The sequence below is a fragment of the Rhodohalobacter sp. 614A genome (assembly GCF_021462415.1).
GTDB lineage: Bacteria > Bacteroidota > Rhodothermia > Balneolales > Balneolaceae > Rhodohalobacter.
On sequence record NZ_JAKEDS010000001.1, the window covers coordinates 933,901 to 950,388 of the forward strand.

Annotated in this window: 13 protein-coding genes; 6 read left to right on the plus strand and 7 right to left on the minus strand. The window is 43.6% G+C overall.

Translation table 11 applies throughout. The features are described from left to right. Positions 1 to 164: 164 nt before the first annotated feature. The 6 genes from L0B18_RS03620 to L0B18_RS03645 form a co-directional block, all read right to left on the minus strand. Positions 165 to 1,157: a hypothetical protein gene (locus tag L0B18_RS03620; RefSeq protein ID WP_234567944.1), complete on the minus strand. Its 993-nt coding sequence runs from the start codon at positions 1,155 to 1,157 to the stop codon at positions 165 to 167. Between the two features lie 207 nt (positions 1,158 to 1,364). Beyond that, a complete protein-coding gene (locus L0B18_RS03625; protein WP_234567946.1) occupies positions 1,365 to 4,397 on the minus strand; it encodes an efflux RND transporter permease subunit in 3,033 nt (1,010 codons plus the stop codon). Between the two features lie 9 nt (positions 4,398 to 4,406). Then, the gene (locus L0B18_RS03630; protein ID WP_234567948.1) at positions 4,407 to 7,688 is read right to left on the minus strand and encodes an efflux RND transporter permease subunit; all 3,282 of its coding nucleotides are present in this window, start codon (positions 7,686 to 7,688) and stop codon (positions 4,407 to 4,409) included. 12 nt (positions 7,689 to 7,700) lie between these two features. Beyond that, positions 7,701 to 8,753 (minus strand): efflux RND transporter periplasmic adaptor subunit, encoded by a 1,053-nt coding sequence (locus tag L0B18_RS03635; protein ID WP_234567949.1) that lies wholly within the window; start codon positions 8,751 to 8,753, stop codon positions 7,701 to 7,703. An 84-nt stretch (positions 8,754 to 8,837) separates the two neighbouring features. After that, a complete protein-coding gene (locus tag L0B18_RS03640; RefSeq protein WP_234567951.1) occupies positions 8,838 to 9,632 on the minus strand; it encodes an anti-sigma factor in 795 nt (264 codons plus the stop codon). After that, on the minus strand, positions 9,632 to 10,243 hold the full coding sequence (locus L0B18_RS03645; RefSeq protein ID WP_234567952.1) for a sigma-70 family RNA polymerase sigma factor: 612 nt from the start codon (positions 10,241 to 10,243) through the stop codon (positions 9,632 to 9,634). The genes L0B18_RS03640 and L0B18_RS03645 overlap by 1 nt, the downstream gene beginning before the upstream one ends. A 227-nt stretch (positions 10,244 to 10,470) precedes the next feature. Here L0B18_RS03645 and L0B18_RS03650 point away from each other — a divergent pair, with 227 nt between their 5' ends. The 6 genes from L0B18_RS03650 to L0B18_RS03675 all read left to right on the plus strand — a co-directional run bounded on the left by L0B18_RS03650 (position 10,471) and on the right by L0B18_RS03675 (position 15,682). Then, positions 10,471 to 11,313, plus strand: a complete 843-nt coding sequence (locus L0B18_RS03650; protein WP_234567954.1) for an enoyl-ACP reductase FabI — start codon at positions 10,471 to 10,473, stop codon at positions 11,311 to 11,313. 90 nt (positions 11,314 to 11,403) lie between these two features. Further along, on the plus strand, positions 11,404 to 11,979 hold the full coding sequence (gene ruvC / locus L0B18_RS03655) for a crossover junction endodeoxyribonuclease RuvC (RefSeq protein ID WP_234567956.1): 576 nt from the start codon (positions 11,404 to 11,406) through the stop codon (positions 11,977 to 11,979). A 68-nt stretch (positions 11,980 to 12,047) separates the two neighbouring features. Next, positions 12,048 to 12,638 carry a Holliday junction branch migration protein RuvA gene (ruvA, locus tag L0B18_RS03660; protein WP_234567958.1) on the plus strand — a complete coding sequence of 197 codons (591 nt, stop codon included), beginning with the start codon at positions 12,048 to 12,050 and terminating at the stop codon, positions 12,636 to 12,638. Positions 12,639 to 12,720: 82 nt separating this feature from the next. Beyond that, a complete protein-coding gene (locus tag L0B18_RS03665; protein ID WP_234567959.1) occupies positions 12,721 to 13,398 on the plus strand; it encodes a response regulator transcription factor in 678 nt (225 codons plus the stop codon). After that, the gene (locus L0B18_RS03670) at positions 13,395 to 14,477 is read left to right on the plus strand and encodes a sensor histidine kinase (RefSeq protein ID WP_234567961.1); all 1,083 of its coding nucleotides are present in this window, start codon (positions 13,395 to 13,397) and stop codon (positions 14,475 to 14,477) included. Before L0B18_RS03665 ends, L0B18_RS03670 begins: the two co-directional genes overlap by 4 nt. 128 nt (positions 14,478 to 14,605) lie before the next feature. Beyond that, on the plus strand, positions 14,606 to 15,682 hold the full coding sequence (locus L0B18_RS03675; protein ID WP_234567963.1) for a mannose-1-phosphate guanylyltransferase: 1,077 nt from the start codon (positions 14,606 to 14,608) through the stop codon (positions 15,680 to 15,682). 47 nt (positions 15,683 to 15,729) lie between these two features. Here the strand turns inward: L0B18_RS03675 and L0B18_RS03680 are convergent, their stop codons facing one another. Then, on the minus strand, positions 15,730 to 16,488 hold the full coding sequence (locus tag L0B18_RS03680) for an MBL fold metallo-hydrolase (protein WP_234567965.1): 759 nt from the start codon (positions 16,486 to 16,488) through the stop codon (positions 15,730 to 15,732).

Sequence of the window (16,488 nt, forward strand, 5' to 3'; positions counted from 1 at the left end):
CCTAATAAATTGGAAGGCGGCATGACCGGAGGAGGATGGTCCGTTGTATAGACTGATTATGCTCCTCTTTCATTTAGATTTTTAAATAAATCACTAAAAAGGCGGTTTTCAACTTCTAAGACAAAGTCTATAGGATCTAAATATTTTGAGTTAATTTCATTTATTTATGATCTGGTAGTTCTGAAAAACATTGTTTGAGGCTTCATATCATCAATATTGATATGAAATGATAGGACAAAAGTATTAATGTCGACTTGCGATTTATTTAAAAGTGAGAGTATTTCATAAGCATATCTACAAACGGAATCATGGATTTCAAAAACATTCGAATTTGAAGTATTAATATGAATATTGAACCAAGCCTCTTCACCTTTTCTTTTGTCAAAAAAATTTAATCTAAGTTCCCCATCTAAGAATTCTTTGGTTTCAAAAGGATTTAACTCTTTCAATTCATGTGATTCTAGATACTTTTTTAGTGCCTGCTTCTCTTTTGTAAAATCTTCTTTTGATTCATTTGATTGGATCGACCCACTCTGAATTTCTAGCTGGGTATATTTAAAAAGGTTCGGTAAAAAATTAATTATGCGATAGATTGAATAAAGCAGAATTAATAAGGTCGAATAGAATAAACCCTTGCTTGTTAATTGAAAACTTCTATTTGAGTAGAAAGAAATAGCAACTGGATAGAGAACAAAAATGATGATGGAAAAAAGTAAAAGAAGATTTCTGAAGAATCCCAGATTGCGTATGAAATGAAAATAGCTTCTAACGCTGCCATAATTTTGGGGTACAAATTTCTCCGAAAAAATTGTGTGTATATAACCTAACTGATTGTAGTAATCCATTAGTGTTTTAATAAAGAAGAACGCAAATAGATAAAATAAACTCGATAATAGGGAAGGATATATTGATAAGTATAGTGCAGAAATAGGAATTATTGTTAAGTAGGCTAACGAAATAAGTAAATTTTGCCCAAACTTAACATAGTATTCTAAAAACATATTTCGGCTAAACTTGAAGGAAGAGAAGCCATCTTGGATAACATATATTAAACCAGCAAAAGCTAAACCAAGTAATACACCTGATATTGATAATAAAGTTCTATAGTAATTAGAGTAATTATTTAAGCTAGCTGGGTCTAATAAATTTTCAATCATGAATTATGATTTCGTTGGAGAAGCCTAACATATCTACTACCAATTAAAAACAATGGTAGATAATCCTCAAATCGTTTAAAAATTCTAATTCGAGGAAGGAAACTTTTCTCAAAATATTTGCGAATGCAGACTTCAGAGTAGCGAGTGCAGAAGTGTTGATATTGCCCTGAAATCGCATATCGAATCTCACATATCTCCAATCAAAAATCACTCATCATTTCCGGAGGCACGAATAACACGTCTCGACCAGATACTGATATCATCCAGGATTACATAGATAGAAGGAAGTACGAGGAGTGTAACGATGGTGGAGAATGTCAGTCCGCCGACGATGGCGCGGGCCATGGGGAAGTAGGGAGGGCCATCGCCGCCGATTTGGGTGGTTCCGATACAGAGTGGAATCAATCCGAGAACGGTAGTTCCGGCTGTCATTAAAATGGGGCGCATGCGGTCGCGTCCGCCTTGCACAACGGCTTCTCGGCGGGAGAGTCCTTCGCTTCGCAGGTGGTTGATGTGATCAATCAGTACAATTCCGTTGTTCACGACTATTCCCATCAAAATCAGGATGCCGATAAAAGCCATCAAATCAAAACTGGTGCCGGTGATGAAGAAGAACCAGAAGATGCCAATCACACCAAAAAAGATACACGAAATAACACTGGTTGGATAAAGGAGTGACTCAAACAGGGAAGCCATAATCAGGTAAATCAAAAAGAACGCAATTCCGATGTTGAAGAGCATCACATTCATGGCTTCCGCGTCGTTCCCGAAACTCCGTCCAAAACTCCACGAATATCCGGCCGGATAGACAATTTGATTCATCACTTTTGAAATTTCCGTGCGTGCTTCGTCTGAAGTAATATCATCCAGATTGATATTGATTCCCAGGGAAGTTTTGCGGTTTTCACGGAAAATTCGACCGGCGCCGGGCCGTTGCTCAAAATCGGCAAGAGTGGCCAGTTTAACGGTTTGTTCTTCGTTTACCGTAATCGGCAGGTTTTGGAGATCTTCCATCGTTTGGCGATTTACATCCTGGAAGGCAAGAACCACATCAATTTCACTCTCGGGTCCGCGAATTCGCTGGACGGTTTGGCCCCGCATGGCGTTCGAAACCATATTGGCAACGGCATCTGATGTGAGTCCAAAATTGCGGGCACGATCGTGATTTACAGTCAAACGCACTTCATCGCTTCCGGTTTCGGCTTCGGATCGAACATCGGCAAAACCGTCAATCTGTCCCAGCCTCCATTCTACCTGTTCGGCGAGATCTTCAAGTACATCCATGGCTTCTCCCTGCACAAAAACCTGGACCTGTTCGGAGCTGTTCCGGCTGATGTATTCAAACCCGGGTTGACCAATAGCAATTTTTGGCAGGTTCGCTTCTATCTCTTCCTTGATTTGAGTGACCGATTTATGGGCTTCATCGTCAGGAATCAGGTTGATTGTAGACGTGGCATTTTCGGGTTCGTAATAGGTATAAACGGATTCAATCTCGAAATTTTCCTGGTTGTTGTAGAGGTATTCTTCGATTCGGTCTACCGACTCTTTCACTGTTTCCAAAGTGTACGAGGCATTCAAATTGTACTGGAGATAGAGCTGCCGTTCTTCCACTCTCGGAAACATATCAACATTCATAAAAGAGAGAGGAATAACACCGCTGAAAAACAGGAGGGTTATCAGAAATACAGACAATTTTCGACGTTCCAGAAGCCAGTCCAACAATTGAGAATATTTTATGGAAAGCTTGTCGATAAGCGTTTCTTTCTTTGATTTTTCCGGCGGGGTGATTTTTGACGCAAGCAGCGGAATGACCGTGAGTGAAATGAGAAGAGAGGCCAGCAACGATATAATGATGGCCATCCCGATGTAATACATGTGCTGCGAGATAAAACTTTCGTTCACCACATTTGGCAGAAATACGATGATAGACGTCAGGGTTCCGGCAGTTACGGCAATGGCAACCTGTTTGGCCCCGAGAACAGAGGCCGTTTTAGCGTCATTCCCTTTTCGCTGGAACCGGTGAATGTTCTCCGTCACCACCACGGCATTATCCACCAGCATACCAATGGCCAGCATCAATCCCATCATCGAGAGAATATTCAGGCTGATATCAAGAAAGAAGAAAAAGCCGAGTGTAACAATCAGTGAGAACGGTACGGCGGTGGCCACGATCAACGTTGTACCGACCTGTCTCAGGAAAATATAGAGAACCACAATCGATAAAAGTGCACCAATCATCCCGGCATTAAACAGTTCCCGTAATGAGCTGAGAATGCCATCGGCCTGGTTGAACATCTCGTAAATTTCGATGCCTCTCATTTCAGGAAGCTTGCTGATTTCATCGATTTCAGCGAGAACGGCATCCACGACCTCTACGGTATTTGCTGTCGATTCTTTGGTGATGTCGAGCCCAACGGCATATTTTTTATCAAGATGGCGGGCGTAATTTCGTTCAGGTTCGGTGTATTTAACCGTTGCAATATCTTTTACCCGAATATTTCGGTCGGCAATAATGAGATTTTCAATATCCTCCACTCCGTTCAAATCTCCCATTGGCCGAACCATATATCGCATTCCGGAATCCGTAATTCTTCCGGCAGAGATGGAGAAATTGGCCTGGCGGAGCTTGTTGCTCAATTCATTCAGGTTGATATTATAAGCGGTGAGCCGATCGGGATCGAGCTCTACCCGGATCTCTTTTTTCTCAACGCCGTAGAGTGTGACTTGCCCAACACCCGGAATTCGTTCAATGCGTTGTTTTAAATTTCGGTTGAGAAGTTCATAAGCATCAGAGAGGTCACGGTCGCTCGAAATTCGGAGCAAAAGGGTGGGGGCGTCGCCATCCTGGAATTTAAAAATCTGGTAATACTCAAAATCTTCAGGAAGCTGATTTCGAACACTCTCAATTTTTTCCTTGATTTCAATCGCCTTCAGATTGATGTCATTTCCCTGCTTGAAAATCACAACTACGCCGGCGTTGTCTTCACCTGAATTGGAGTTGATTTGTTCTACGCCGCTCAGGGTTGCAAGAACCTCCTCTATCGGACGGGCAATGTTTTCGTTGATTTCTGCCGGTGTGGAATTGGGATATGGAAGTTGAACAAACGCACCCGGAAAGGTGATGTTGGGCATAAACTCAAGCGGAACCAGGCGTGTGGCAATCAACCCAACCACCACCAAACTGACAAAAATCATCAGTGTGGTAACCGGCCGCCGTATGGAAAGATCTGTAATATGCATGGTTTCCGGTCAGGCCGTTTCTGTTTCGGTTGAGTAGGTTTTTCGATCCATAATCGAATACATCACGGGTATTACAACAAGAGTGAGCAGAGTGGATACAAGCAGTCCGCCGATGACGGTAATTCCCATTGGAGCCCGAAGTTCAGCCCCATCGCCAAATCCGATGGCAAGTGGAAGCAATCCAAGTGTGGTTGTCAGTGTTGTCATCAAAATGGGGCGGAGGCGGGACCTGCCACCTTCCATAATGGCTTCAATTTTATCGGCTCCTTTTTGTCTCATCTGGTTGATCAGGTCAATCAAAACAATGGCGTTGTTTACCACAATTCCGGCCAGCAAAATCAACCCGATAAATACCACAACGCTGATCGTCGTTCCGGTGAGGTAAAGAGCTAAAATGGCTCCGACCAAAGCAAGTGGAATCGTAAACAGAATGATGAACGGATGAAGGAGTGATTCGAACTGAGAAGCCATGACTAAGTAGACCAAAAACACAGCCAAAGAAAGTGCAAACAGCAGTGATTGAAACGAGTCTGACATTTCCTCATTTTGGCCGCCAATTTGTGCATACACACCCGTTGGCATCGTTACTTCTGAAAGAATTTCCTGTACGTCTTCGGCTGCTTCTCCCAAATCGCCATAGTTCAGATTCGCTGAAACAATAGCCACTCGCTGTTGGGAAACCCGGCGAATTTCACCCGGGCCATTCGCAATTTGTACGTCGGCAATGGCACTCAGAGGAATTGGTCGTTCGCTTCCGGGATTCACAACCAGCCGTTGAATTTCCTCGATGGAAGCCCGGTCTGATTCCTGCGCACGAACCAAAACATCAATCTTTCGATCTCTCCACGAATAGCGGGTTGCCACATCTCCGCGGACATTACTCACGATCCGATCGGCCACTTCATGAACCTGCAAACCAAGCGCGGCGGCACGATCCCGATCAAACATAATCTGAACTTCCGGACTGCCTGTTTCCATTGTGCTCTTCACATCCGCAAAACGGCCGTTGGCGGAGAGGCGCCGGGTAACGGCATCGCTGGCTCTTTTCAGGTTATCCAGGTCAAATCCACTGATTTCAATTTCAACCGGTGTTTTAAAGCTGAACAGTTCCGGCCGGGCAAATTTGTATTGAAGTCCCGGTACGTTTTGAAGAGATGAACGCATTCTTTCCATCGTCTGCTGTTCTTCAGATGAAGATGCTCCGGATGCAAGGGTTACGTTCAATTCGCCCCAGTTTTCACCGCCTTCATCAGGATTGGCGTCCATTCGGTTTCCGGTTCCGGCAACGGCAAAAGTTGTATGCACGCCTTCATAATCTTTAGTTGTGTTTTGAACAGACCGAAGTGCCTGGTCTGTTTTTTCGATGGGCGTTCCGGGAGGAAGTTTAAACTCAACTGAAAATTCACCTTGAGAAAGTTGTGGAATGAGTTCAATTCCGATTCGCGGAACCAAAGCAAGCGATCCGGCAAAAATCAAAATGGCGGATACAAGAACCAACGCTTTGTGGTTAAGAGACCAATTCAAAAGACCTGTGTATCTTCTCTCGGTGAACTGGTATCCTTTATCAAACGCTTTTACAAAAGGAGAGAATATGGCTTTTGTGATTTTTGCAATCCAGCCGAAAATAAACCGAATGGCTTTTGTGATAGCCGTTGGAATCGTATAAAAAAGGAACATTCGTACGGCACGGAGTCCGCGGCCAAATTTGGTTTTTGGTTCTTTCAGCTCAAGCGGTTCAATTTTTTTCTTATCACCACCCAGTGATGAAAGCATGGGAATCAATGTGATGGCCACAATCAGGGACGCCAATAATGAAAATGTAACCGTAAGTGCCTGATCGCGGAAAAGTTGACCGGCGATGCCCTGCACAAATACGAGCGGGAAGAAAACAGCGATTGTGGTCAGGGTGGATGCAATTACAGCCATTCCAACTTCACTGGCACCTTCGCGGGCCGATTCTACAATTCCTTGGCCCTGTTCCCGATGACGCGCGATGTTTTCAAGAACCACAATGGAATTATCAACAAGCATACCGATTCCAAGCGCAATTCCACCGAGCGACATGATGTTGAGGGAAATATCATTCCCGTACATCAAATTAAACGTGGCGATGATAGAGACTGGAATGGATACAGAGATAATAACCGTGGTCCAGAAATTCCGAAGAAAGAAATAGAGAACCAGAACCGCCAAAATACCGCCGATAATCCCTGCATTTTTTACTTCGTTGACTGCGGAGGCAATGAATATGGACTGATCATAAACTTTTTCAAGCTTCATGTTTGATGGGAGAGCGACCCGGATTTCATCCATTCGTTCATTAACCGCTTCGGCAACGGCAACGGTATTTGCATCGCCTTCCTTGTAAATAGCGATTTCCACAGCCTCAGAACCATTCAGGCGGGTGATGGCTTCTCTTTCTTTGTAGGACTGAATTACTTCGGCCACATCTTTCAGGTAAATCACATTTCCTGAATCACTGGCTACAACTACATTTCGGATCTGGTCTACATTCTGAAACTCATTAAGTGTTCGAACCAGGTATTGCTGCGGGCCGTCTTCAAGACGACCACCCGAGAGATTCACGTTTTCTGCCCCAAGGATTTGAGTAATGGTTTCAATCGGAATGTTGAGATAGGAAAGGCGCTGCTGATCGATGTTTACCTGTATCTCTTCTTCCAATCCACCGCTGATTTTTACAGAAGCGACGCCAAGGGAAGATTCAAGATTCTTTTTGAGCTGTTCATCCGCTAAAATCCGAAGTGTCTTCAGACTGGCAATGGCATCGGGACTGGAGAGATCTTCATAACTTGCATAATTAACAGGCGCATCATCTTCAGACTCGTCAATCTCTTCATCATTATAAAAGAGTGCATATCGGAGAATGGGATCGAGAGTTGGGTCGAAGCGAAGTGTGACCGGTTTTTCTGAATCGAGGGGAAGCTGAACGGCATCAAGTTTGGCCATCACATCGAGGTTGGCAATGTTCATGTCCGTTCCCCAGGCAAATTCCAAAACCACATCCGATTGGCCTGCTCTTGAAATCGAGCGCACCTGCTGAACTCCTTTTACAACCCCGACGGCTTCTTCCACAGGTTTGGTGATCAGGTTTTCAACTTCAACGGGGGCAGCACCTTCAAATTCGGTTCGGATGGTGAGAGTCGGATAACTCAATTCAGGAAGAAGATTCACATTCAGCCGGGAAAGAGAAACCATCCCGAACAGGAGCACTCCAACGGTGAACATCGCAATTGTGACTTTCCGGCGAATCGAAATATCGATGATTTTCATAATGGCTCCGCCTTACAGACTTTCGATAACGCTTACTTTTGAGCTGTCTTGCAGGCTTCCCTGCCCGATGGTAACCACCATTTCTCCGTCATCAAGGCCATTTATTACTTCTACATTTGAGCCGTTGGTATACCCGGTTTGAATTTCTTTTTTGAAGGCGAGAGAATCTTTAATCACGTAAACACTTTGTGCAAGGTCTTCCGAGATAACAGCCGATTTTGGAATCATACGCGTGTTTTCTCGGGTATCGTACACAATTTTTACACGACCAAACATTCCGGGACGGAGCATGTCTTTCGTTTCATCCACGTAGATTGTGACTTTGAATGTTCCGGTTTCAGAATCCACCACCGGGCTGATACGCTCCACATGGCCAATAAACATTTCATTTGGAAGAGCGTCCACGCGAAGTTCAGCGCGTTGGTTATTTCTGATTTTCGACATCTCATGTTCGGGGATGTGAAGAATGGCCTGAAGCGGAGTAAAATCCGTTACCCGATACATGGGTTGATCCGTGCCGATCATATTTCCTGCTTTCACATGCCGGCGCGAAATCACACCACTTATAGGTGATCTTACAGAAGTATATTCCAGGTTGAGTTGAGCCAGATCATATGTCGCTTTTTGAGACTCGTACTCAAATTGTGAATTCTGAAAAGTTTCCGCTGCGATCAATTCACGATCAAAAAGCTCTTTATTTCGTTGATAGTCATTATATAATCTGTCGAGAGTAGCTTTTGCCCGGTCGGCTTCAATCTGGTATTGGTCATCTTCAATTTTGGCAATGACCTGCCCGGCCTGAACCATGTCGCCTTCTTCAACATAAATTTCTTCGATAATTCCACGGACTTTTGAAACGACGGTTGCTTCCTGCTCGGCTTCGAGTGTCGCCGTGTTTGAATAGTAAGCAGAAATATTCCCCCGGCTAACACTGCTGACTTCGACCGGAATAATTGGGGTGTCGTCTTCACTGTTTTCACTCATTTCTTCGCCGCCGCAGGCTTGAAGAGTAAACAGAATGACTACCGAAGACAAAAGTAGCTTGAGAGATGTAAAAGATTTCATGAGCTTAAGACCGTTTGATTAGTACCAACGGTTTGCTCTACGTGTGGTCAAAAAAAAATGTTACGGAGCGAGATTGAGAAATTCTTACTGCTGCTCACCCAAAAGGAACATATCACCGGTAGGTTGTGGAACGCCGCCTTTGGGTTCAAGCGTAACAGCAAATACATTGGATTGCGGCGATGGCTGTTCATTTAACTGTTCAACCCGGAAAAACAGATCGGTAGATGGTTCCTCAAAATTAAACACTCCCGCCGGAATTGGATTCTCTCCCTCTTTAATCAACCATAATTGATAGTCCTTATCTTCGGGCGGGGCGGGAAGATTGGCCAGTTGCAATACGGCTTCACCTTTTTCGGGATCCCAAAGAATTTTTCCATATCCGTCAGGGCTGGGTTCCTGGCCGTTCATATTAACTAACGTCACCTGGCGACCGGAAAGAACCGTCAGCAGTTGCTCTTGTCGGTCGAGTTGGCTTTCAAGTTCTGTTATTTGAGCCTGCTGATTTTCTATCGTTTCATTCAGATCCATTGTGAGATAACCAAAGACCAACGATGCAATTAATAAGATGGCGGCCGCAACTTTGTACCCCCAAATCGGGATGATATTGTTGGGTTGGGTTGATTCTGCTTCAGGTTCTTCCCCAACCGAAGAAATTGAATTCATGATGTTTTTCTCAACCTGCGGCGAGGGTGTCATTGGGTCCACAGCCAGGGCCAATTCATCACGAATCTCCATCATCTCCTCAAAAAGCTGAATCTGCTCGGGATCAGCATCGCGCAGCATTTTTTCAAACTGACGATTTTCTTCATCAGAAAGCGAATCCAGCACATAGCCTGCGCAAAGAGATTCAAAATCGTTATGTTCTTCTTCGTTTGTCATTATTTATTGTCGGGTACAAGCATGTCTCGCAGTTTAATCATTCCCTGGCGCATTCTGTATTTAACCGTTCCAAGAGGAATATCCAGCTTTTCGGATATTTCTGATTGACTCATTCCATTGAAATAGGCAACGTACAGTACTTTCCGTTCTTTTTTACTGAGTTGATTTAGTGCCCGGCGAACCATTTCAGCCCGTTCAGACAGTTCAAGATCTTCATGCGGATTATTGAATTCACCTTCAAGCGTGATCGAAAAATCAGCGTTGTTAACCAAATGGTCTTCCTTTTCCGAATCTTTAAAAGCCCGTGAGCGGGTTCTGTCGATAGCTTTATTGCGTGCCATGGTTACTAAAAAGGTATAAACCCTTCCTCTGGATTCATCAAATTGACCGGCTTTTTCCCAAGCTTGAGTAAAGACTTCCTGCAAGCAGTCTTCGGCTTCCTCCCTGTTTTTCAAAATAGATACAATCAACCCGAAAAGAAGATTCTTGTACTTATTATATAAAAGCTTCATTGCCGCTGTATCCCCGTTTTGGATGCGATACATCCATTCCCGTTCCTTTTCGGAATGTTTTGCAAAAGCGATAAAGGTTACAAGCCAGTAGACTATCACTTGCTTTTAACTATACGTAATGTTGATTGTCCCCGGATGGGAATTATTGCAGTTGTTAAGTCTAAACATAATACAGGTTTAATTCTCTCCCAAATGATAAATGTTTGTTTTAGGGAGAAATGAAACTGTTCTGAATGCGAGAACCAATTTCTTTTTCTATTTCGATGTAATGGGTGAAGGTGTTATTTTCAAATCAAACAACTGATGAACTCTTAATTGCTTGATGAATGTCTGAACAACAAGGATACGGTTTACTAAAAGGGAAGAAAGGAATTATTTTTGGCGCACTGGATGAGCGTAGTATTGCATGGAGAATTGCTTTGGCCTGTAAACGCGAAGGGGCCGATTTTGTACTGTCGAATGCGCCTATTGCTCTTCGGCTCGGTGTACTAGATGCCCTGGCTGAAGAAACCAACTCAAAAATTCTGCCTTGCGATGTGAGCAAAGAGGATGAAGTAGAAGCGCTGATGGAAGATACGAAAGAAGAGCTGGGAAGTATTGACTTTATTCTGCACGCTATCGGAATGTCACCAAATGTTCGCAAGAAAAAAGAGTACAGCGATCTGAATTATGCGTGGTTCAATCAAACGCTGGATATCTCGGCGATTTCGCTTCATAAAGTGCTTCATTTTGCTGAAAAGACAGATATTCTGAATGACGGCGCCAGTGTTGTGGCTCTTTCCTACATCGGTGCGCAACGCATTTTTTCAAAATATTCTGATATGAATGATGCCAAGGCACTTCTGGAAAGCATCGCAAGAAATTATGGAAGCCGGCTGGCGAAAAGAGGAATTCGTGTGAATACCGTTTCACAGGCACCGACTAAAACCTCTGCGGGAACAGGAATTAAAGGATTTGACGGCATGTATACCTTTGCCGATAAAATTGCACCGCTTGGAAATCCCAGTGCGGATGAATGTGCCGATTACTGCATCACACTCTTCTCCGACCTGACCCGAAAAGTAACGATGCAAAATCTCTATCACGATGGTGGATTTGCAACCTCGGGAATTTCCGAAGAGATGATAGAAGGGCTGGCGAAGCTTTACGCAGAAGACGAAAATGAATGATGAATATTGAACAAGGATTTTAGAATTTAGAAGTAAATAGACCTTTCGTTATTCGTCATTCCTTGTTCAGTATTCGATATTCCAAACTTTATGTCCAAGAAGATTCTCGGTATCGACCCAGGTTCCCGCACTACGGGGTATGCTGTCCTCGTTCGGGAGAATACTTCTTATTCTGTTGAGGCGTGCGATGTGCTTCGAATGAAGAAAATGGATAATCATAACGATCGTCTCCAGTTTATTTTTGATGAAGTAACCCGGCTGATTAAAGAGTTTAAACCGGATGAATGTGCAGTAGAAACACCGGTTTACGGTGTTGATCCTCTCGCAATGCTAAAACTTGGCCGGGCACAGGCGGCAGCGATTTTAGCCATTACCAATCAGGGACTGCATGTTGCCGAGTACTATCCTAAAATGGTGAAGAAATCAATTACCGGAAACGGGAATGCCAGCAAACAACAGGTGGCATTTATGCTGGATAAACTACTGAAAATGCCTGAAGGTAAATTGTCGAAGGATGCGACGGATGCCCTGTCTGTTGCCTGGTGCCATTTTACTCATGCAGATGTGAATTCATCTCAAACCGGATCAAAAAAAATGCATCAAAACAACAGCAAATCGAGCTGGGCAAAGTTTGTAGAAGACAATCCGGATCGGGTAAAGAAGTAAGAAGTTTCTCTTCAAAGGGATGAGAAACGCCGATATTTTAAGTATCAAACCAAATAACCAAGGACATAATGATTGCGTATCTAAACGGCACTCTTCAACAGAAAACAGAAGATGAGTGTATCATCGATGTAAATGGAGTGGGATACCGCGTAGAGATATCCACCCAAACGTTAGAAACGCTGCCGGATACCGGAGATAAACTGAAGCTTCTGATTTATCACCATATTACGGATAATGATCAGCGGCTTTTTGGGTTTGCATCAAGTAAAGAGAAGAATCTTTTTGAGAGATTGATAACTGTGAAGGGAATTGGCCCGAAGCTTGGTCTGACAATTTTATCCGGAATGCCGGCACCGGCGCTAATGGAATCGATTGTGACGCAGGATGTTAAGTCGCTTTCAACCATTTCGGGAATCGGGAAGAAAACAGCTGAGAGAATGGTACTGGAATTGAAAGACAAGCTGTTTGATGAATCTCAGCCGTCCGTTATCTCCGGTTCAACAGAAAGCCGGAGTAAGCGCGAAGAAGCAACCTCAGCCTTGGAGGCCCTTGGTTTTTCCAAAACACAGGCGACTCAAACGGTTAATCAAATTGCCGGAAAAAATCCCAAAGCAACGGTTTCAGAGATTGTGAAAGAGGCCCTGGCGAAGCTGAAATGATAATATTTTGTTAATCTTTATTGGTTATTATTAAGGACTAAGCCGTTAGCTTTCATCTAATCAAAAAACAAACTGACGTATTTTGTCCAAACAAACCATTCTTGTAGTCGACGACGAACAGGACCTGCTGGATCTAATTGAATACAATCTTCGTCAAGAAGGTTTTAACGTATTAAAGGCCGAAAACGGGAAAGACGGTATTCAAATGGCCAAAGAGAATATGCCGGATCTTGTGTTACTGGATATCATGATGCCGCAAATGGACGGTATTGAAGTGTGCGACCGCATGCGCGAAGATTCAACGTTAACTCATATCCCCATCATTTTTCTGACCGCCCGAAGCGACGAAAAAACCGAGATTGAAGGATTGAATAAAGGAGCGGATGATTTCATTACGAAACCGATCAGCACCTCCAAATTGATTTCGCGGATTAAAGCCGTTCTTCGAAGGTTTGAAGAAACGGAAGAGAAAGTTCAGAAATTAAAGGTACACGATCTGGAAATTGACAAGGATCGTTATATCGTAACGCGCGGCGAAGAGGAATTTCAGCTTCCCCGAAAAGAATTTGAGCTACTCTATTATTTAGCCAGCAAAAAAGGAAAAGTTCGGGATCGCCAAACTCTTCTCAATAAAGTGTGGGGCGATAACATTTATGTTGTGGACCGAACGGTTGATGTTCACGTGAGAAAAATCAGAGAAAAACTCGGAGATCATTATATTGAGACCGTAAAGGGTGTCGGTTACAGGTTTAAAGAATGAGTCGTTCTGATTTAAAAAAAAGAAAAATATCGTCCATATCACTCAGAACGGCTTTTCCGTCTGCGCTGATGATTACTCTGGTCGGTTTTTGTTTCCAGTACCTCTTCCTTTCAATTAGCCTATCGCAATCCATCGGGTTTGTTCTGGCTCTTTTTATTTCATCTTTTGGGATTGTTTACTTGGTATCGGCACGGCTTCACAATAAACGGGTGCGGACGTTGTATGGAATTGTTAAAAATATATCCCGGAAAAAATTCAAAGAATACAACAACAATCCCGACCAGAAGAATGATGAGCTTGATTATTTAATTGAACGCTCCATTCAGGCGAGTGATACGGTTAGCAAAGAGCTGGCCCGGCTCAATAAAATTGAAAATTACCGCAAGGAATTTATCGGTGATATTTCTCACGAGCTGAAGACGCCCATTTTTGCCATCCAGGGATTTATTGAAACCCTTTTAAACGGAGCCATTCACGATAAAAATGTGAACGAAGTATTCCTCAAAAAAACAATGCGGAACGTGAACCGGCTCATCTATCTAACCAATGATTTGATGGAAATTTCGCGCCTGGAGACCGGCGAGCTGAAATCGAATATCAAAGAGATGTATTTGCGTGATGTGGTTTTGGATGTGGTGGAGAGTCTTCAGTACAAAGCTCAAAAAGAGAATATTGAAATCCGGGTGAAGGATTTTGACAAAAATATCCAGGTTCGGGCAGATCGCAATCAGGTAAAACAAGTACTGATCAACCTGATTGAAAACGGAATGAAGTACAATAAGCCCGGCGGTTATGTTGAAATTGGAGTGACGGATTTCAAAAAATTGAAGGACAAACTTCTTCTTTATGTTCGGGATACGGGAATCGGGATTGAGAAGAAGGATTTAAAGCGGGTTACCGAACGGTTCTTCAGAGTGGATAAATCGCGCTCAAGAGAAAAAGGAGGGACCGGACTCGGCCTGGCCATCGTGAAACATATTGTAGAAGCACATGGCGAAAAATTGTTTATTGAAAGCTCGCCCGAAGAAGGTTCCACATTCAGTATTACACTCACAAAGACCAATCCCGTTTTGGTTTGATTTGGTTTTGCCTACCTTTCCCTGCATCCAAAATCATTTGGGACGAGTTTTAACATAGCCACAAAACGTCGAGAGTTTTATGATTTTGTGGCTCACCATAATAAAGGTTAATTCAAAAAAATTATAGAATGGTCTATGCAGTGATTATGGCTGGCGGAGTGGGGACGCGCTTTTGGCCGAAGAGCCGTAAATCTAATCCCAAACAATTTTTAAACCTGTTTGGCGAAACTACCATGATTCAGCAAACGGTAGAAAGATTGAATGGATTCATCGAGCCGGAAAATGTGGTGGTGGTTACCAACCGGGATTATGTTTCGCTTGTGAAAGAACAGTTGCCTGCTGTTGATCCTTCTTTCATTATTGGTGAACCGATTGCGCGAAATACGGCGCCATGTATTGCCTCGGCGGCAGCACTTTTACACAAACAAGATCCTGATTCTGTGATGATTGTCCTGCCGGCCGATCACAGGATTGGAAATCCCAAAGCATTCAAGCAGGTACTAAAAACGGCAGTTAAAACCGCAAGGAATGAGCAGAGCCTGGTAACGCTGGGTATCAAACCACACCGGCCGGAAACCGGTTATGGATACATTCAGAGATCTTTGGAGCCGGTGATTGACGATTCTGAACTTCCGGTTTTTAAAGTTCAGAAATTCACCGAGAAACCAGATGCAGAAACGGCAGAACGGTTTTTGGAATCGGGTGATTACCTGTGGAACAGCGGTATTTTTATCTGGAAGACGAGTGTAATTCTTGAAGCTTTTAAGCAGCAAATTCCAGCAATTTATAAAGAAGCCAAAGCTCTTGAATCTTCTGAATTTTCTGATGAAGATGTTCATGAATTTTATCAAGCCTGTCCGTCTATTTCCATTGATTACGGAATTATGGAGAATGCGGATAAAGTTAATGTAGTGCCGGGTGATTTTGATTGGAATGATGTGGGAAGCTGGAAGGCCGTTCACGAGCTCTCTGATAAAGACGATAACGGAAATGCCTCGGTTAACACAGACGCTCTGTTTGTGAATTCCGACGGAAACTATGCATCCACCAAGGGAAAAAAACTGGTAGCTTTTGCTGGGGTAAAAAACATCGCCCTTGTTGAAACGGATGACGCCATTTTAGTTGTAAACCTGGATGAAGCGCAGGATGTAAAAGAGGTTGTTGAAGAACTAAAGGAAAACGAAGAGACGAATAAATACCTTTAAGCTGAACGTATTTTCGGGCAGAAGTAAAGCCATCTCCATTTCCCGGTTCAGATTTCAATCTCAAGCTGATCGTATGCCAAACGGATGTGTTTTGGCAATTTCTGATTTGTCTTCTCATGATCAACATAAGAATTCATGTGAATGAGATATGTTCTTTGCGCGCCGATTTCGTTCGCTATGTCCACAGCTTCGGGGATGGTAAGATGAGTTGGATGCTTCGGTTCCCATCGTAGTCCGCTAAGTACAAGAACTTTGCTGCCCTTCACTTTTTCCATTGTGGAGTCGGGAATTTCCTTTACGTCCGTCATGTACGAAAAGTCATTCACCCGAAATCCCAGAATTTCAATACTGCCGTGTTGGTATGGAAGGGGAGTGATTTCGAGATCCCGGAATGTTTGATTTGATTCAATCACTTCCATATCGAGCGAGGTGGATCCGGGGTACTTTCCATCTCCGAACATATAATCGAAACGGGTTTTGATAGATTGGATGGCCCGTTCAGAACTCAGGAGAGGGATGGAAGTCTTCTGGGCATAATTATAAGACCGAAGATCATCCAGACCGGCAATATGGTCCATATGTTCGTGGGTAATTAAGACCAGGTCAATATGCCGAATGTTTGACCGAATGCTTTGAATACGAAATTCAGGCCCTATATCAATCACAACAGAGGTTTGATCTGTTTGAAGCCAGGCCGAACAGCGGGTACGTTGATTCCTCGGGTCGTTGCCAATCATCTCGCGGCCAAAACCACCGGCAACAGGTACGCCCATGGAAGTGCCGGTTCCAAGAAAGGTGCATTTCAT